Here is an 18,019-nt window from a genome sequence, read left to right on the forward strand (position 1 = left end):
AACGGCGGCTTGGGGAATGGGGCGAGAAACGGGGCAAGAGGGGATGAAGCGATGACGAAGACTTTAACCGATCGACGTCGCAACCTGCGTGTCGCGCTTGCACTGACGGGGCTATCCGTCATGCTAGGCGCGTGCAACACCACCGGCGAGATCGTCACGCAGACCGTGCCGACCGATTATCGCCAGCGCCACCCGATCGCGGTGCAGGAATCCAAGCGCTCGGTCGTAATCTTTGTCGGCAAGGCCCGCGGCGGCCTTTCGGCCGCGCAGCACTCTGACGTCTCCGGCATTGCCCGGGACTGGGTGCGCGAAGGCACCGGCTCCGTCATCGTCGATGTCCCCGTCGACACTGCGAATTCGCGCGCCGCGGCGGCGACCTATCAGGAGATCCGTTCCGTGCTCGCGGCCGGCGGCGTGCCGTCTCGCGCCATCGTCCAGCACCGCTATCGGCCCGAAGATCCGGGGCTGCTGCCCACCGTCCGGCTGAGCTATTCCAGGATCGCGGCGGTCGCCGGTCCATGCGGGCTGTGGCCGGAAGACATCGGCCCGTCGATCCTCGACCCCGGCTATAACGAGAACCGTCCGTATTTCAATCTGGGCTGCGCCACCCAGCGCAATCTCGCGGCAATGATCGACAATCCTGCCGACCTCGAGCAGCCCCGATCCGAGACGCCCGCCTATACCGCGCGGCGCGACGTCGCCTTCGAGCGCTACCGCAAGGGCACGACGACCGCGACCACCTATCCCGAGGCTGACAAGGCCAAACTCAGCGACACCGGCAAATGACAAGCGTCCACGACGAAGAAGCGGACGATCCGCAGCACCCCGAGGAACACATTGCGCCGGTTCCGCGCATCTCGGTTCAGGCATTTTGCGAGACCGAGCAGACGCTCGCCGCGATGACCGCGGCCGGGCAGGATCGCCGGCTCGCCAAGGCGCATCTCACCGCCAAGAGCGGCGGCCTCGCCGCGGCGATCGAAGTCTATGACACGATGCCGACGCCGAACGTGATCGTGATCGAATCCGACGGCACCCGCGACATCCTCGAGGGCCTCGACGATCTTGCCGGCGTCTGCGATCCCGGCACCCGCGTGGTCGTGATCGGCAATCCCAGCGACACCGCGCCCTATCGCGAGCTGGTCCGCCGCGGCGTCAACGACTACGTGGTGGGACCGGTCGAAACCCTCGACGTGGTCCGCTCGATCTGCAGCCTGTTCTCGGCCTCCGAAGCCATCATCACCGGCCGCGTCATCGCGGTGGTCGGCGCCAAGGGCGGCGTCGGCGCCTCCACCGTCGCGCACAACGTGGCCTGGACGATCGCACGCGACCTCGCACTCGACTCCGTCGTGATCGATCTCGACCTCGCGTTCGGCACCGCGAGCCTCGACTACAACCAGGATCCGGTGCAAGGCATCGCCAACGCGGTGCTGTCGCAGGACCGGCCGGACACCGCGCTGATGGAGCGCCTGCTGGCCAAATGCACCGAACGCCTCAGCCTGCTGGCGGCGCCCGCGACGCTCGACCGTGTCTATGATTTCGGCGCCGAAGCATTCGACGCGGTGTTCGACACGCTGCGCATGACCACGCCCTGCATCGTGCTCGACGTCCCCCACCAATGGTCGGGATGGACACGGCGCGCGCTGGTCAATGCCGACGACATCGTGATCGTGGCCGAGCCCGATCTCGCCAATTTGCGCAACACCAAGAACATGCTCACCGTCCTGAAGGCGGCGCGGCCGAACGATCGGCCGCCGCTCTACTGCATCAACCAGGTCGGTATGCACAAGCGGGCGGAGATCGAGGTCAAGGCGTTCATCAAGACGATGGAGAGCCAGCCGATCGCGGTGATCCCGTTCGATTCGAAACTGTTCTCTACCGCGGCCAACAACGGCCAGATGATCGCGGAAGTCTCGAAGAGCCACCGTACCACAGAGCTGTTCCAGAACATGGCGAACCGCCTCGCCGGACGCGGCGATGTGAAGAAGCCGAAGCGCTCGCTGCTCGGACCGCTCTTGAAGAAGCTGAAGGGCAGGACAGGACGCGGGTCGGCCCCGCATCGCAAGGCCTCGTAAGCGCGCTAAAGCATGATCCGGAAAGGTGCGCAGCGGTTTTCCCTCGCGACAAATGCGGAACGCGTTTGCGCGGAGATCATGCTCAAACAACAACCTAAAGCGCGATGACGATTCATCCCGATCTCATCGCGCTTTAGCGGGCTACTTGTCCGCCCGCTGCTGCTGCTTCTTCGCCAGCAATTGGCGCAGCGCCGTGACCTTCGCCGCCGCCTCGGCCGGCGACAGATCGCCCTTCGCGACGGTCTCGGCCTCGGCCTGTTTTCCTTCCAATCCCAGGACAAGGGCCAGATTGGCCCGGACGCGCGGAGCGGCAGGGTTGCGTTCATGCGCGCGGCGCAGCGTCTCCTCGGCCCTGGGCAGATTGTTCTGGAGCATGTAGGACAGGCCGAGGTTGGACAGCACCGACGGCTCGTCGGGCACGATCTTGAGCGCGGTGGCGTAATATTGCTGCGCTTCCTCGTTGCGGCCGAGCTGGTCGAGCGCCGCGCCCTGCGCCGACAGGATGTGCCAGTCGGGATCCTCCGGGGTGTGCGCGCGGCTCAAGACATCGAAAGCCTGCTGGAAATTGCCGCTGTCGGCGAGCGCGCGGCCATAGCCGGCGAGCAGCGCCTTGTTGCTGGGATGGCCGAGCACGGCTTGCTCCAGCACCGCGACCGCCTGCGCACGCTGGCCAGTGTCACGCAGCGCCTTGCCGTATTCGAGTGCGACGTTGGGATCGCTCGGCTTGGCGCGATAGCGCTCGCGCAGGCCGTCCATGTCCGGCTTCGCATCCGGCTTGCTCGCCGCTTCCGACTTGCCGCCGAGCGCACCGGTCACGTCCTCCAGGCTCGTGGTCTGGCAACCGCCGAGGACGAGCACCAGGAGTGCGGGAAGCAGAAATCTCGCCGGGGGAGAGGCGCGGGACGAACGCTTGGACATACTCTGATCACTCGGCGACTGATCAGAGATGCTTACCGATTAACGCTAAATTCCCGTTAAGGAAGCGCGCGCGTCAACTCTATTGTTGCATGATCCATTCGGAAAACCGCTACGCACTTCTCCGGATCATGCTCCTCTAGTCCGTGAATTCAGCGCCGAATTCGCAGCCGATGCGCCAGCGCAGGCGGCACTGACGGGAATAGTCGGGCGCGAAAATGATCGTGAACTGCGGCGGCAATTCGAGAAATTCCGCCACCACTTTCACGCCGCCAGCAGAGATGTCCGTGATCGTGCAGTCCCTCGGCAGCGAGCCGGCGCCAAAGTGGATCTTGGCGAGCCGAGTGCACACGCGACGTTCGCTTCTGCGGCGATTTGCAAGCATTTTGATTGTTCACTTGTTAGATCACGGCCCATCCCGCACCTCTACGAGTACCGAACATTCGTTGGAATGTGCTGAGCAGAGCCCGTCGCATTCGAGGCGTAGTGTCGGCGCCGCGTTTACGACCGGTTAGGGCTTCGACAGCCCGCAGCCCGTTCCCGTATTGTTCTTGCCATGACTAGTCGCCTCTGCTACCCTTGATTGCGCAAGAGGGCAGGCTGGTTCGGGCATGGTTCAGCGGGTTTCTACCGTCGCCTTTGAGGGGATCGAGGCTCGCGCGGTCGACGTGCAGGTGCAGGTCGCGCCGGGCCTGCCGGCCTTTGCCATCGTCGGTCTTCCGGACAAGGCGGTGTCGGAGGCGCGCGAGCGGGTCCGCTCGGCGTTGATCGCCTCGGGCCTGGCGCTGCCGGCGCGGCGGATCATCGTCAACCTGGCGCCTGCCGATCTGCCCAAGGAAGGCAGCCATTACGACCTGCCGATTGCGCTCGGGCTGATGGCGGCGATCGGTGCGATCCCGCCGGATGCGCTGACGGGCTTTACGGTTCTTGGCGAGCTCGGCCTCGACGGCTCGATCGCACCCGTCGCCGGCGTTCTCCCCGCCGCGATCGGCGCCAATACGCGCGAGGAAGGATTGATCTGTCCGGCGGCTTGCGGCTCGGAGGCGGCGTGGGCAAGCCCGGATATCCAGATCATCGCCGCACACTCACTCATTCAGATCGCCAATCACTTCAAAGGGACGCAGCTGCTGTCGCGGCCCACGCCGAAGGTGCATGAGGCCGCGGCCTCTTCGCTCGACCTGCGCGACATCAAGGGCCAGGAGAGCGCCAAGCGGGCGCTAGAGATCGCGGCGTCGGGCGGCCATCACCTCCTGATGATCGGCGCGCCCGGCGCCGGCAAATCGATGCTGGCCGCGCGCCTGCCCTCGATCCTGCCGCCGCTGTCGCCCGGCGAGCTGCTCGAAGTCTCGATGATCGCTTCTGTCGCCGGTGAGATCGAAGGCGGCGCGCTGACGGCGCGGCGGCCATTCCGCTCGCCGCATCATTCCGCCAGCATGGCCGCCCTCACCGGCGGCGGCGCGCGCGCAAAGCCGGGCGAGATCTCGCTTGCGCATCAGGGCGTGCTGTTCCTCGACGAGCTTCCGGAGTTCGATCCGCGCGTGCTGGATTCGCTGCGCCAGCCGCTCGAGAACGGCGAGGTCGCGGTGTCCCGTGCCAATCACCGCGTCACCTATCCTGCGCGCTTCATGCTGGTCGCCGCGATGAATCCCTGCCGCTGCGGCAATGCGTTCGAGCCCGGCTATGCCTGCAAGCGCGGCCGCATCGACCGCTGTACGGGCGACTATCAGGCCCGCATCTCCGGTCCGCTGATGGACCGGATCGATCTGCGCATCGAGGTGCCGGCGGTGACCGCGGCGGATTTGATCCTGCCACCGCCGGCGGAGGGATCGGCGGAAGTTGCCGCGCGCGTGGCAGCGGCGCGCGACATCCAGCTCGCGCGCTACGCGGATGCGGGCCTGCCGCATGTCCGCACCAATGCCGAGGCGCCGGCCTCGGTGCTGGAGCAAATCGCCAAGCCCGACGCCCAGGGCCAGAAGCTGCTGCGCGACGCCGCCGAAACCATGCGGCTGTCGGCGCGCGGCTATCACCGCGTGCTGCGCGTGGCGCGCACGCTCGCCGACCTCGACGGCGCGGACAAGATCGGCCGACTGCATCTGGCCGAAGCGCTGTCCTACCGCGCACTCGCGGAGGATGTGCGCCAGATGGCGTGATGCGCCGCGCGCATCAACCCGGCGGTAACGAGTTTCCTTTACGCTCTGCAAACCATAAGGCCCAACAGTTGCCTGCACGAGTTCCCAAGGGGCCTGGCGAGTAGCGTGTCATGTTGCGTTTCAAGATCCTGGCCTCGGTTGTTCCCCTGTTGGCGGCTGCGGTGTTCGCCCGCGCAGAGATCGGATCGGTCTCGCATCCCTGCATCGCGCTCGGCGAAACCACGGTCGAGCTCACGTCGCTGTTCTGGACGGCCGGCGTGCATGTCGCCTTCACCGAAGATCCGGAACGGGCCACGGTACGGGTTCAGATCACCGACGATGCCGGCGCTGCGGATTTTGCGGTGGTGGACGACGGCGTCGGTTCGGAGCCGGATTCCTGCCAGGCCAACCCGTCGACACGCCTGATCACGATCGCCGCGCAGCCCGTCGACGGCGGGCCGGTGATCTATCTCTCCACCGAAGGACCGGCGGATTACCGCATCTATGTGCGCTCGAAGACGCTCTCCCAGCGCGACGCCGCGGCATTGATCGTCGGCGCCCATGGTGGACACCGCCCCCTCCAGGCCGCCTCGCTCTGAGGCGTTAACGCCTCGTCAACCCTGTTTGGAGGCGGCCCCAAGACCTCAAACTGTTCGCAAGGTCGGCCGGCCATCGTCTGGGCGGGCGGTGACAGGGTTTCGGAAAAGAGTCGGAGTCGGTGACGATGGGTCGGACGTTCCGGATCAAGGTGCGCATGCGCCGCTTCAGGCGCCGCTATCCAAAAATCGCCTTCGCGATCCGCTCGTTCATGATCTTCTCGGCGACGTTCGGCGGCGCCTACGGTTTCATCGCCGGCAGCCGGTCCGAGAATTCCGGCTATGATCCCAACACATTTGCGGTTGGCGCGAGCTTCCTGTTCGCGCTCGCCTGCCTCGGGCTGGCGACGCTGAGCATGCGGCTGCGCTTCGTCAACAAGCGGCTGCGCACGCTCGCCGCCCACAACGAGGCGCTGATCGATCGCAATTGGGAGCTCAAGGAAGCGGAAGAACGTGCACGCAGCCTGTTCGAACAGCAGGGCGATCTCATCGTGCTGCGCGATCATCAGGGCTGCATCACTTTCGCCAACGACGCCTATTGCGCGCTGGCAGGACGGGCGCGCAGCGCATTGGTCGGCACGCGATTTGATTTCGACGTGGTGGAGCAGGGCGACAGCGCTCGCGAAAGCAACGGAACGCGCATCCACGACCAGAAGATCGCGACGCCCGTCGGCGGACGCTGGATCGCCTGGCGCGAGGGTCTTGTACGGCTCGATGCCGGCCAGCCCGCCGAATTGCAGAGCGTCGGGCGCGACGTCACCGACCGCACCGAGACCGAGCGGGCGTTGTCGGACGCGCGCGACCAGGCCGACGCCGCCAACCGCGCCAAATCGCGCTTCCTCGCGATGGCCTCGCACGAGATCCGCACCCCCCTCAACGGCATCATCGGCATGGGCGGGCTGTTGCTCGACACCACGCTGACGCCGGAGCAGACGACCTACGCGAAGGCTGTGAAAACCTCGGGCGAGGCGCTGATGGCGCTGATCGAGGAACTGCTCGACTATTCCAAGATCGAGGCCGGCAAGCTCGACCTCGAGCAGCGCCCCTTCGCGCTCTCGACCTTGATCGAGGAGATCACCGAGCTGCTGGCGCCGCGCGCGCAGGCCAAGAATCTCGAGATCGCCGCCTATGTCGACGAGCGGCTGCCGCTGGAAGTCGTGGGCGATGCGGCGCGGCTGCGCCAGGTGCTGCTCAACCTCGCCGGCAACGCCATCAAGTTCACCGCGAGCGGTGGCGTCGCGCTGATCGTCGAGCCGGGCATCTGGCCGAACGAGATCAGTTTTCTGGTGCGCGACACCGGCATCGGCATCGCGCCCGAAGCGCAGTCGCGCATCTTCCGCGAATTCGAGCAGGCCGACGATCGCGTGGCGCGTACCTATGGTGGCACCGGGCTTGGCCTTGCCATCAGCGAGCGCATCGTCAAGCGCATGGGTGGCCGCATCACGCTCACGAGCGAGCGAGGCAAGGGCTCGACCTTCGAGGTCGCGATTTCACTGGCGCCATCGCAAGCCGGCGCGGAGCAAACCGCGTTCCGGAGTCCCGACCTCACCGGCAAGTCGATCCTCTTGATGGCCGACGGCATCGAGGCCTCGTTGATCGCGCGGCGGCTGGAACGCTGGGGCGGCCAGACCTGCATGGTCTCGGACGCGGCGGTAGCGGAAGCGCTGCTGCCGGAACGCTCGTGGCACGCGTTGCTGATCGATCGTGCACTCGGCCCGACTGTCGTTGACCGCCTGGGCGAAACGGCCCGCGCGCATGCAACGCAGCGGCTGGTGCTGCTGACGCCGAGCTCACGTCATGAAAAGCTCTCGGCGGCTTTCACCGGCTTTCTGGTGAAGCCGTTGCGTGCAGCCTCGCTCGCCGCGCGCCTGGCGCTGGCGCCGGAAGTCGCCTCGCCCGATCTCGCACCGGAGCCCGTCGAACCCGCCGCGGTCAGAACGCCGGCAAAAGGCCTTTCGATCCTCGTCGCCGAGGACAACGAGATCAACGCGCTGTTGATGCGATCGCTGCTGACGAAACTCGGCCATCGCGTCGTCATCGCGATCCATGGCGAGGCCGCGCTGGAATCCTGGCTCGCCGCAGCATCGGCCGGCACGCCCTATGATCTCGTGCTGATGGACATCCAGATGCCGCAGCTCGACGGCATCGAGGCGACCAAGCGCATCCGCGCCCATGAGGCCGCCGCAGGCGGCCGTCATACGCCGATCCTGGCGCTCACCGCCAATACGCTGGTTGAGGATCGCTATGCCTGCTTCGAGGCGGGCATGAACGGCTTTTTGATCAAGCCGCTCGATCGCGAGAAGCTGGATGAGGCGCTGGCGGGGATCGCGGCGGCCCGGCATCTGGCGGTGTAGCTGGCTCTGTCCGCCGTCATTGCGGGTATATTGGAACACCATGCATCCCCACGTCGTCCTGGCGAAAGCCAGGACCCATTACCACAGGGAGAGGTTTGGCGAAGACTCGTGGTTGCCGGCACGCACCCCAACGACCGCTTGGAGTAATGGATCCTGGCTTTCGCCAGGATGACTAAAAATCACAACCGCCGCAGCGCCACGCTCGCCACCGTGTGGTCGGCGCCCTTCTTCAGGATCAGCGTCGCGCGGGGGCGGGTCGGCAGGATGTTGTCCTCGAGATTGGCGAGGTTGGTGCGCTCCCAGATCGCGATCGCGGTGGCGGTGGCTTCCTCGTCCGACAACAGTGCGTAACGGTTGAAGTAGGACTTTGGATTGATGAACGCAGTGTCGCGTAGCGACAGGAACCGTCGGATGTACCACTGCCGCAGTGCAGCTTCGTCGGCGTCGATATAGACCGAGAAATCGAAGAAGTCGGAGACGACCGGCACCGCCTTGCCGTCGCGCGGCAGCTTGCCGGTTTGCAGCACGTTGACGCCCTCGACGATCAGGATGTCCGGCTGGTCGATCTCGGCCCATTCGTTCGGCACGATGTCGTAGGTCAGATGCGAATAGACCGGCGCGCGCACATGGCGGCGGCCGGCCTTGATGTCGGAGAGGAAGCCGAGCAGCAGCGGCAGATCGTAGCTCTCCGGAAAGCCCTTCTTCTGCATGATGCCCTGTCGATCGAGCACGGCGTTCGGATAGAGAAAGCCGTCGGTCGTGATCAGGTCGACCTTTGGGCGCGGCGACCAGCGCGCCAGCAGCGCCTGGAGCACGCGGGCCGTGGTGGACTTTCCGACCGCGACCGAGCCGGCGACGCCGATGATGTAGGGCACCTTGCGGTCGCGGATGTTGAGGAACTGGCGCTCCGCATAATACAGCCGCTGCATCGCATCGACATAGATCGACAGCAATCGCGACAGCGGCAGGTAGATGTCCTCGACCTCCTGCAAGTCGAGGCGGTCGTGCAGCGAGCGCAGGCGATCGAATTCGCCAGGCTCCAGCGTCATCGGCGTGTCGTCGCGCAGCCGCGCCCATTCCTCGCGCGTATAGACGCGGTAAGGATTATACTGCTGCTCGGGTGCGCGGATATCCATGACGCCGCCTTTCCGTTGCCCAGAGCATGATCCGGAAAAGTGTGAAGCGGTTTTCCGGAAAGATCACGCTCAAACATAACCTCTAGCTGCCGCCCTTGCGCGACGCCTTCTCTTCCAACCCGGACATCGTCGTACGCTTGTCCAGCGCCGCCTCGACCTCTTCCAGCTTTACGCCCCGGGCCTTGAGCAGCACAAGGAAATGGTAGAGCAGGTCGGCGCCCTCGGCGATCAGATGCTCGCGATCGTTTTCGACTGCTGCGATTACGGTTTCGACTGCTTCCTCACCGAACTTCTTGGCGCAATGTTCGGCGCCCTTGTCCAGGAGTTTGCGGGTATAGGAGCCCTCGCCACCGGCCGCCGCGCGGGCGTCGATGGTTGCGGCCAGATCGTGGATCGTGAAACGCGGCATACAGAATACTCAGAACACGCCCGGCTGGATGTGCCGGTCCCCGCTGGCTGATGTAGCATTTTTTGGAACTGGAGTCGTCAGGGATCGAGGCGCATGGCCAGGCCGCGCCGGGTCATGTGCTCCTTGGCTTCGCGGATGGTGAATTCCCCGAAATGGAAGATCGAGGCGGCCAACACCGCCGTGGCGTGCCCGTCGCGGATACCATCGACGAGGTGATCGAGATTACCGACGCCGCCCGATGCGATCACGGGAACGGGGACGCTGTCGGCGATCGCCCGGGTCAGCGGGATGTCAAATCCCTGCCGGGTGCCGTCACGGTCCATCGAGGTGAGCAGAATTTCACCAGCGCCGAGCGAGACCACTTCCTGGGCATATTCGATCGCGTCGATGCCGGTCGAGTTGCGCCCACCATGGGTGAAAATCTCCCAGCGCTCGGAGCCGCCTGCGCGCTTGACCCGCTTGGCGTCGATCGCGACCACCACGCACTGCCCGCCGAATTTCTCGGCCGCTTCCTTGACGAACTCGCGCCGTGACACCGCAGCGCTGTTGATCGAGACCTTGTCGGCGCCGGAGCGCAGCAGCGTCCTGATATCGTCGACCTTGCGCACGCCGCCGCCGACGGTCACCGGCATGAAGCAGGCTTCCGCGGTGCGCCGGACAACGTCGAGCATGATGCCGCGATTCTCATGGGTCGCGGTGATGTCGAGGAAGCAGAGCTCGTCGGCGCCGGCGGCGTCATAGGCAATCGCGGCTTCGACGGGATCGCCGGCATCGCGCAGGTCGACGAAGTTGACGCCCTTGACCACCCGGCCGTCCTTGACGTCGAGGCAGGGGATCACGCGCACCTTGAACATCTGATGTCTCCTAGGCGCGCGCGTTGCGGATCAGCGTGAGAGCGGCGGTGGGATCGAGCCGGCCGTCGTAAAGCGCGCGGCCGGCGATCGCGCCGGCGAGCCTCGATGCCCGCGGCGTCAGCATCGCCTTGACGTCCTCGATCGAGGCGAGGCCGCCTGAAGCAATCACGGGGATGGAGATGGCATCCGCCAGCGCGATGGTCGCATCCAGGTTCAGGCCCTTGAGCAGGCCATCACGGGCGATGTCGGTGAAGATGATGGCGGCAACGCCGGCATCCTCGAAACGCTGCGCGATCTCCAGCACCGTCACCTGCGAGGTCTCGGCCCAGCCTTCGACGGCGACCTTGCCGTCGCGCGCATCGAGCCCGACCGCGACGCGGCCGGGGAATTTCTTCGCAGCAGCCTTCACCAGTTCGGGATCGCGGACGGCGGCGGTGCCGATGATGACGCGGGTGATGCCCTTGGCGAGCCAGGCTTCGACGGTCGCGAGATCGCGAATGCCGCCGCCGAGCTGCACCGGGATCTTGACCGTCTTCAGCATGCCTTCGACAGCTTGTGCATTCACCGGCTTGCCGGCAAAGGCACCGTCGAGATCGACGACATGGAGATACTCAAAGCCCTGCGTGACGAAGCTCTGCGCCTGCGCGACGGGATCGAGGTTGAACACGGTGGCGCGCGCCATGTCGCCTTGCTCGAGGCGCACGCATTGGCCGTTCTTGAGGTCGATGGCGGGGAAGAGGATCATGATTTAGCAGCTACCCTTTCCGCGCGCACGGTCCGCTCCCTCCCCCCTTGCGGGGGAGGGCTGGGGAGGGGGGTAGCCACGGGCACCGCCGTTGCAGCTACCCCCCTCCCGAATGCTTCGCATTCGACCTCCCCCGCAAGGGGGGAGGTAACAAGAGAGATCTGGGCTTGCATCACGGCTTCCATCGCAAAAAGTTCGAGATCAAGGCCAGGCCAAAGCGCTGGCTCTTCTCGGGGTGAAATTGCGTGCCGATGGCGGTGTCCTTCGCGACGATCGCGGTCACCGGGCCGCCGTAATCGGCGCGCGCGAGCACGTCCGCCTCGTTGGCTGCGTTGAGGTGGTAGGAGTGCACGAAATAGGCGTGCTGGCCCTTGGGGCCGAGCGGCAGCCTCTCCAGCACCGGGTGCTCGCGCAGCACGTCGAGCGTATTCCAGCCCATGTGCGGGATCTTGAGGCTCTCATCGCGCGGCGTGATCTTCTCGACGTCCCCGCCGATCCAGTTCAGGCCCTCGGTGATGACGTGCTCCTTGCCGCGGGTGGCGAACAGCTGCATGCCGACGCAAATGCCGAACATCGGCCGCGCCTTGACCCGGACTGCTTCGGTGATCGCCTCGACCATGCCGTTGACGGCGTCGAGCCCGCGCCGGCAATCGGCGAAGGCGCCGACGCCCGGCAGCACCAGACGGTCGGCGCCATAGGCCTGGTCCGGATCGCTGGTGACGAAGACCTTTTGCGGATTTTCCAGGCCGCGCGCAGCGCGCTCGAAAGCCTTGGCGGCGGAATGCAGATTGCCGGAACCGTAATCGATGATGGCGACGCTCATCTTGACCCTCCCGGTTCTGGAAACAATCCGATAATGCCGCCCGCCGGCACCGGCGGCGGGCTGGAGAATTGCTGACCCGGCACGTTGCGGGTCGGCGGCGGGCCGCCGCGATCGACGGCCCATTGATCGTTGACGATGCCGCGCTGCTTCTGGCTCCAGCGCTCGAAGAAGCGCCGTTCGGCGTTGTCCTCGTCATCGGCGACGACGATATCGAGCTGGCGCCAATTGCGGCGTGACAGCGTCCAGCGGCGCAGGCTCGAGGCCTCAAATCCCATCAACAGCGCGACGATGATGTCGGCAAAGAAGATCGAGCTGCGGCCGACGCCAAGGCTGGAAAGCCCCGCGTTGAACGCGGCGACGAAAACCACCCAGCCGATCAGTGCCAGCCACAGTCGATTCCAGAGCAGCCAGAACGGGCCGAATACCATCGCCCGGTAATGGAAGCCGTCGCGCACGAAGACGAACTTGTCCGTGGCGCGAAGATCCGCCCCGCTGGGGGTGGGAGCATGAACTGTATACACAGGCATCGGTGTGCCCCGTTCTCGAGAATTCAGTGATGCCGCCGGCGGCGTTCGCCGCGAGACGGAGATGTCAGCCGCCGAGCGAGCCCTTGGTGGAGGGCACTTCGCCCGCCGCCCTCGGATCGATCGTGACCGCGGCCCGCAGCGCCCGCGCCAGACCCTTGAAGCAGGATTCGGCTATATGGTGGCTGTTATCGCCATATAGGGTCTCGACGTGGAGAGTCACGCCGGCATTCATGGCGAAGGCCTGGAACCATTCGCGCACCAGCTCGGTGTCGAACTCGCCGATCTTGTCGCGCGGGAAATCGACCTTGAACACCAGGACCGGGCGGCCCGAGATGTCGATGACGACGCGCGACAGCGTCTCGTCCATGGGCATGTGGACGTCGGCATAGCGGGTGATGCCCGCCATGGTGCCGAGCGCCTGCTTCACGGCCTGGCCGAGCGCGATGCCGGTGTCTTCGGTGGTATGGTGATGATCAATGTGCAGGTCGCCCACCGCCTTGACCGTGAGGTCGATGCGGGAATGGCGGGCGAGGAGATCGAGCATATGGTCGAAAAAGCCGATGCCGGTCGCGATTTTGGACACGCCGGATCCATCGAGGTTCACGGTCACCTCGATGTCGGTCTCCTTGGTCTTGCGCTTGATCGTCGCGGTGCGCATGGAAAGCTGGCTTCCAATCTAGCTTGAGGCCGAAAACGCCGGTCTTTTAACAGCCAAATGCCGCCTTCGCTACTGCGGGATCGCCCTGGCAGGGCGGCACTTCGGTCTATGTGAGCGGAATTTGGGGCCGGAGCGGCCCCGTTGTGCCGCCGCCCCCGACCTCCTAAATCAGGCCGGACAATGAGGTATTTCATGCAGGATTCCCAGAACAGGCTGCCGGTCTGGCACGGCACCACGATTTTGACCGTCCGCAAGGGCGGCAAGGTGGTGGTCGGCGGCGACGGCCAGGTCTCGATCGGCCAGACCGTGATCAAGTCCAACGCCAAAAAGGTCCGCAAGCTCGGCAAGGGCGACGTGATCGGCGGCTTTGCAGGCGCCACCGCCGACGCCTTCACGCTCTTTGAGCGTTTGGAAGCCAAACTCGAGCAATATCCGGGGCAATTGACCCGGGCCGCGGTCGAGCTCGCCAAGGACTGGCGCACCGACCGATATTTGCGGCGGCTGGAGGCCATGATGATCGTGGCCGACAAGGACGTCTCCCTGGTCCTGACCGGCACCGGCGACGTGCTGGAGCCCGAATCCGGCGTGATGGCGATCGGCTCCGGCGGCAACTACGCGCTGGCCGCCGCGCGGGCGCTGCTCGACACCGACAAGGACGCTGAGACCATCGTCCGCCGCTCCCTCGACATCGCCGCCGACATCTGCGTCTACACCAACCGCAACGTGACCATCGAAGCCCTGTCGGCCGGCTAGCGCCATTTGACCGTACACTGGACCCGCAAACTCGCTGCAACCTCACCCGCTTGCGGGAGAGGTCGGCGCGGAGCGCCGGGTGAGGGCTGTCTCCGCGTCGGGGGTGTCCCGATGCGGAAACACCCTCTCCCCGACCCTCTCCCGCAAGCGGGAGAGGGAGTGCAGCATCGCCCGGACCGATGGATGATCTCAAGCTACACCTTCCGCCCGATGACCGCGGCCGATCTGCCGCTGGCCCGGCGATGGCTTGGCGAGGCGCATGTGCGGGAATGGTGGGGCGACCCGGACGAGCAGTTTGCGCTGGTGAGCGGCGATCTCGACGAGCCGGCGATGGATCAGTTCATCGTATTGGCCGGCGAGCGGCCGTTCGGCTATCTTCAATGCTACAACCTGACCGCCTGGAATACGGGCTTCGGGCCGCAACCGGAGGGCACGCGTGGGATCGACCAGTTCATCGGCGCCAGCGACATGATCGGACGTGGTCACGGTTCGGCGTTCATCCGCCAGTTCGCCGATGCGCGCCTACAGCAGGGACTGCCGCGAATCGTCACCGACCCTGATGCGCTCAACCTGCGCGCCGTGCGCGCCTATGAGAAGGCGGGATTCGTCCGCGACCGCATGGTCGAGACACCCGACGGCTCGGCGCTGTTGATGGTGCGCGAACCGTGACACTGACGCTCGCCCCCGCAAACAAAACCGCGCTTCCGGCGCTTGCCTGGGTCGGCATCGCACTGCTGCTGCTGGCACTACAGGCCTCGATCCTGTTCGCGATGGGCCGGGTGCCGATCTGCACCTGCGGCTACGTCAAGCTCTGGCATGGCGTGGTGAACAGCTCGGAGAATTCCCAGCACATCGCCGACTGGTACAGCTTCTCTCATGTCCTACACGGCTTCCTGTTCTATGGATTGACCTGGATCCTGTTCTTGCGGCTGCCGTTGCTGCGTCTTTCCTGGCCGGCGCGGCTGATCATCGCCATGCTGATCGAAGGTGCCTGGGAGATCGTCGAGAATTCGCCGTTCATCATCGAGCGCTACCGCGCCGGCACGATCTCGCTGGATTATTTTGGCGACAGCATCGTCAATTCGATCTCGGACACACTGTTCATGGTGCTGGGGTTCCTCGCCGCGCGCGTGCTGCCGGTCCCGGCGACCATCGCAATCGGGCTCGCCTTCGAAATCATGCTGGCGCTCCACATTCGCGACAATCTGACGCTAAACATCCTGATGCTGATCGATCCGATCGACGCCGTGAAACAATGGCAATCCAGACCGCCGATCATCTGATCGCCAAAAAAAGCGGCTTGTCCCAGCCGGCCTCTGACCCTAGCTAAGGTCCTATGACAGACTTCTCTCCCCGCGAAATCGTTTCCGAACTCGACCGTTTCATTGTCGGCCAGGCCGACGCCAAGCGCGCGGTCTCGATCGCGCTACGCAACCGCTGGCGCCGGCAGCAGCTCGAAGGTTCCTTGCGCGAGGAAGTGCTGCCGAAGAACATCTTGATGATCGGCCCGACTGGCGTCGGTAAGACGGAGATTGCGCGGCGGCTCGCCAAGCTTGCGAATGCGCCGTTCCTGAAGGTCGAGGCGACGAAGTTCACCGAGGTCGGCTATGTCGGTCGCGACGTCGAGCAGATCGTGCGCGATCTCGTCGAGGTCGCGATCGCCCAGGTGCGCGAGCGCAAGCGCAAGGACGTGCATGCGCGCGCCCAGCTCGCCGCCGAAGAGCGCGTGCTCGACGCTCTGGTCGGCGCCAATTCCAGCGCAGCGACGCGGGATTCCTTCCGCAAGAAGCTGCGCGCGGGCGAATTGAATGACAAGGAAATCGAGATCGAGACGCAGTCCTCCGGCAGCGGTTTCCCGATGTTCGAGATTCCGGGCATGCCGGGCGCGCAGATGGGCGCGGTCTCGATCGGCGACATCTTCGGCAAGCTCGGCGGCCGCAGCAAGACGCGGCGGCTGACGGTGGAAAGCTCGCACGAGATCCTCGTCAACGAGGAATCCGACAAGCTGCTGGACAACGATCAGTTGACCCTGGAGGCGATCAGCGCGGTCGAGAACAACGGCATCGTATTTTTGGACGAGATCGACAAGATCTGCGCCCGCGAGGGCCGCGTCGGTGGCGACGTCTCACGCGAAGGCGTGCAGCGCGATCTGCTGCCGCTGATCGAGGGCACCACGGTGTCGACCAAGCACGGCGCGGTGAAGACCGACCACATCCTGTTTATTGCGTCGGGCGCCTTCCACGTCGCCAAGCCGTCGGACCTGCTGCCGGAATTGCAAGGCCGCCTGCCGATCCGGGTCGAATTGCAGCCGCTGACCCGCGACGACATGCGGCGCATCCTGACCGAGCCCGAGGCCTCGCTGATCAAGCAATATGTCGCGCTGCTGCAAACCGAGGGTGTTGCGCTCGACATCACCGACAGCGCCATCGATGCGCTCGCCGACGTCGCGGTCGCCGTCAATTCGACGGTCGAGAACATCGGCGCGCGCCGGCTCCAGACCGTGATGGAGCGCGTCCTGGACGAAATCTCCTTCAGCGCGCCCGACCGCAACGGCGAGACCATCAGGGTCGACGCCGACTATGTGCAGAAGCACGTCGGCGACCTCGCCAAGAACGCCGATCTGAGCCGGTTCATTTTGTAATTTTGGGCTGCCGCGCTATTGATCGAGCCGTCGTCCTGGCCTAGTGCGCAGTTGCGCACGGGGGGCCGGGACCAGTACCCACCAGCGGTCCTTGTTGAAACAGATGGCGGCTCCGATCTCGGCTCAAACGACCTGCTGTGGTTATGGGTCCCGGATCAGCGCTCACGTCGTTCGCTTGTCCGGGACGACAGTGGAGTTTTATGCACGGCGGGTGCCACGTGCGCGTTAGCACTTGGCAAACCCCCTGGCGGCTGCTGCTCGCGATCAACGCCGCAATCATCGTCGGCGTGTTCATCCATAAGATCCAGCTGCCGCCCTACGTTCCCTACGTCCATCTCCTGGTCGACTATCATTTCGGCTTCATCAAGCGGGCGCTGATCGGGGCGGTGGTCGCGCTGTTCACGGCGAAGGTGCCGGTCTGGCTGGTGTTCGCGCTCGGCGGCGCGACCTGGCTGGTGACGCTCGGGCTATACGCAAAGCTGTTCCGGAAGACGTTTGGCTTCACCGCAAAGACGCTGCCGCTGTTCGTCTTCATCGCGGGCTCGCCGTTCTTTCTCAAGAACTTCATGCACACGCTCGGCCATTTCGACATCTATGGCTGCGCGCTGGCGATCATCCTGCTGCTGCTGCCCGCGGGATCAGTTCTGTTCGTGGCAACGGCCGCGCTGTTCTCGATCATTCTGGTGTTGATCCATCACATCCATCTGCTGATGTATGTGCCGACGATCATCACCATCGTCGTGATCAGGCACTACCTGACTTACGGCCTCAATCGTACCAACGTCACGTTCGGTATCGTTTCCTTGCTCATCGTCTCCGCGCTGTTCTTCGCCGCGCAGTTTCTGGGGGCGATGCCGGTTCCGGAAGCGGATTTCGTGGTGTACCTGAAGGGACGCATGGCCGATCCCTCGCGTACCGAGCTGCTGCAATTCAGCTACATCTGGTATCAGCCGTTGGCGACGGAGATTTCGGACACCTGGGGACGCCTGCCGCACAACATCCTCGGCGTGCCCGTGTTCGCGTTGCTGATCTGGCTGCACACGCCGCTGTGGCGCTATTTTGTAGGCCTGATCGGCGCACTCGAAAGCGGAGCGCATCGCCGTCTTGTCGCCACCGCGCTGGTCGGCGTCAGCCTTGCCTATGTCGTGATGTTCGCGATGGTATTCGACTATTCGCGCTGGATCTCGAACTGGGCGGTCTGCATGTTCCTGATCCTGCATGCGGTGAAGATGCTGCCGGCGACGCGCGAGACACCGCCGGTTCCGGCGGAAGACCGCGACACAAATATCTTCGGCCTGATCGTCACGCTGATCCCACGCGTCGGAATCGTCCGGCCATTCTAGGAGGCTGTTGAGATACGTTTGCTTGCAGCCGCAGTGGAGGTGCGCTCCCTCTCCCGCTTGCGGG

Annotated in this window: 19 protein-coding genes; 10 read left to right on the plus strand and 9 right to left on the minus strand. The window is 64.9% G+C overall.

Translation table 11 applies throughout. From position 1 onward, the window contains the following. Positions 1 to 51 precede the first annotated feature (51 nt). Together IVB18_RS49620 and IVB18_RS49625 are read left to right on the plus strand one after the other, a co-directional pair. Positions 52 to 786, plus strand: coding sequence for a CpaD family pilus assembly protein (locus IVB18_RS49620; protein WP_247987293.1), 735 nt, complete (start codon positions 52 to 54; stop codon positions 784 to 786). Continuing rightward, positions 783 to 2,072: an AAA family ATPase gene (locus tag IVB18_RS49625; RefSeq protein ID WP_247987294.1), complete on the plus strand. Its 1,290-nt coding sequence runs from the start codon at positions 783 to 785 to the stop codon at positions 2,070 to 2,072. The genes IVB18_RS49620 and IVB18_RS49625 overlap by 4 nt, the downstream gene beginning before the upstream one ends. 141 nt (positions 2,073 to 2,213) lie before the next feature. Here the strand turns inward: IVB18_RS49625 and IVB18_RS49630 are convergent, their stop codons facing one another. Further along, positions 2,214 to 2,990 (minus strand): tetratricopeptide repeat protein, encoded by a 777-nt coding sequence (locus IVB18_RS49630; RefSeq protein WP_247987295.1) that lies wholly within the window; start codon positions 2,988 to 2,990, stop codon positions 2,214 to 2,216. A gap of 136 nt (positions 2,991 to 3,126) precedes the next feature. Further along, positions 3,127 to 3,372 (minus strand): PilZ domain-containing protein, encoded by a 246-nt coding sequence (locus tag IVB18_RS49635; RefSeq protein ID WP_247987296.1) that lies wholly within the window; start codon positions 3,370 to 3,372, stop codon positions 3,127 to 3,129. Positions 3,373 to 3,598: 226 nt separating this feature from the next. On the opposite strand from IVB18_RS49635, the gene IVB18_RS49640 reads away from it, so the two are divergent. The 3 genes from IVB18_RS49640 (at position 3,599) to IVB18_RS49650 (ending at position 8,066) form a co-directional block, all read left to right on the plus strand. Next, the gene (locus tag IVB18_RS49640; RefSeq protein ID WP_247987297.1) at positions 3,599 to 5,137 is read left to right on the plus strand and encodes a YifB family Mg chelatase-like AAA ATPase; all 1,539 of its coding nucleotides are present in this window, start codon (positions 3,599 to 3,601) and stop codon (positions 5,135 to 5,137) included. Between the two features lie 110 nt (positions 5,138 to 5,247). After that, positions 5,248 to 5,715, plus strand: a complete 468-nt coding sequence (locus IVB18_RS49645) for a hypothetical protein (protein ID WP_247987298.1) — start codon at positions 5,248 to 5,250, stop codon at positions 5,713 to 5,715. 125 nt (positions 5,716 to 5,840) lie between these two features. After that, positions 5,841 to 8,066 carry an ATP-binding protein gene (locus IVB18_RS49650; protein ID WP_247987299.1) on the plus strand — a complete coding sequence of 742 codons (2,226 nt, stop codon included), beginning with the start codon at positions 5,841 to 5,843 and terminating at the stop codon, positions 8,064 to 8,066. Between the two features lie 179 nt (positions 8,067 to 8,245). Here the strand turns inward: IVB18_RS49650 and coaA are convergent, their stop codons facing one another. The 7 genes from coaA to hisB all read right to left on the minus strand — a co-directional run bounded on the left by coaA (position 8,246) and on the right by hisB (position 13,218). After that, complete coding sequence (gene coaA, locus IVB18_RS49655; RefSeq protein ID WP_247987300.1) at positions 8,246 to 9,202, minus strand: type I pantothenate kinase; 957 nt, start codon at positions 9,200 to 9,202, stop codon at positions 8,246 to 8,248. 82 nt (positions 9,203 to 9,284) lie between these two features. Continuing rightward, a complete protein-coding gene (locus IVB18_RS49660; protein WP_247987301.1) occupies positions 9,285 to 9,611 on the minus strand; it encodes a phosphoribosyl-ATP diphosphatase in 327 nt (108 codons plus the stop codon). A 77-nt stretch (positions 9,612 to 9,688) separates the two neighbouring features. After that, the gene (hisF, locus tag IVB18_RS49665) at positions 9,689 to 10,465 is read right to left on the minus strand and encodes an imidazole glycerol phosphate synthase subunit HisF (RefSeq protein WP_247987302.1); all 777 of its coding nucleotides are present in this window, start codon (positions 10,463 to 10,465) and stop codon (positions 9,689 to 9,691) included. 10 nt (positions 10,466 to 10,475) lie between these two features. Next, positions 10,476 to 11,210 (minus strand): 1-(5-phosphoribosyl)-5-[(5-phosphoribosylamino)methylideneamino]imidazole-4-carboxamide isomerase, encoded by a 735-nt coding sequence (gene hisA, locus IVB18_RS49670; RefSeq protein WP_247987303.1) that lies wholly within the window; start codon positions 11,208 to 11,210, stop codon positions 10,476 to 10,478. Positions 11,211 to 11,382: 172 nt separating this feature from the next. Beyond that, positions 11,383 to 12,033, minus strand: a complete 651-nt coding sequence (gene hisH, locus IVB18_RS49675) for an imidazole glycerol phosphate synthase subunit HisH (protein ID WP_247987304.1) — start codon at positions 12,031 to 12,033, stop codon at positions 11,383 to 11,385. Beyond that, positions 12,030 to 12,560: a DUF2628 domain-containing protein gene (locus IVB18_RS49680; protein ID WP_247987305.1), complete on the minus strand. Its 531-nt coding sequence runs from the start codon at positions 12,558 to 12,560 to the stop codon at positions 12,030 to 12,032. The genes hisH and IVB18_RS49680 overlap by 4 nt, the downstream gene beginning before the upstream one ends. A 64-nt stretch (positions 12,561 to 12,624) precedes the next feature. Continuing rightward, complete coding sequence (hisB, locus tag IVB18_RS49685; RefSeq protein WP_045004645.1) at positions 12,625 to 13,218, minus strand: imidazoleglycerol-phosphate dehydratase HisB; 594 nt, start codon at positions 13,216 to 13,218, stop codon at positions 12,625 to 12,627. Between the two features lie 192 nt (positions 13,219 to 13,410). Between hisB and hslV the strand changes: the two genes are divergently transcribed. From hslV to IVB18_RS49710, 5 genes are all read left to right on the plus strand, one after another. Next, a complete protein-coding gene (gene hslV, locus IVB18_RS49690; protein WP_247987306.1) occupies positions 13,411 to 13,971 on the plus strand; it encodes an ATP-dependent protease subunit HslV in 561 nt (186 codons plus the stop codon). Positions 13,972 to 14,154: 183 nt separating this feature from the next. Beyond that, positions 14,155 to 14,640, plus strand: coding sequence for a GNAT family N-acetyltransferase (locus IVB18_RS49695; RefSeq protein ID WP_247987307.1), 486 nt, complete (start codon positions 14,155 to 14,157; stop codon positions 14,638 to 14,640). Positions 14,641 to 14,642: 2 nt separating this feature from the next. Next, positions 14,643 to 15,254 carry a DUF2585 domain-containing protein gene (locus IVB18_RS49700; RefSeq protein ID WP_256477136.1) on the plus strand — a complete coding sequence of 204 codons (612 nt, stop codon included), beginning with the start codon at positions 14,643 to 14,645 and terminating at the stop codon, positions 15,252 to 15,254. 53 nt (positions 15,255 to 15,307) lie between these two features. Continuing rightward, a complete protein-coding gene (hslU, locus tag IVB18_RS49705) occupies positions 15,308 to 16,612 on the plus strand; it encodes an ATP-dependent protease ATPase subunit HslU (RefSeq protein ID WP_247987308.1) in 1,305 nt (434 codons plus the stop codon). Between the two features lie 200 nt (positions 16,613 to 16,812). After that, positions 16,813 to 17,955 carry a hypothetical protein gene (locus IVB18_RS49710; protein ID WP_247987309.1) on the plus strand — a complete coding sequence of 381 codons (1,143 nt, stop codon included), beginning with the start codon at positions 16,813 to 16,815 and terminating at the stop codon, positions 17,953 to 17,955. The last annotated feature ends 64 nt before the right edge of the window (positions 17,956 to 18,019 follow it).

The organism is Bradyrhizobium sp. 186, assembly GCF_023101685.1.
Taxonomy (GTDB): domain Bacteria; phylum Pseudomonadota; class Alphaproteobacteria; order Rhizobiales; family Xanthobacteraceae; genus Bradyrhizobium.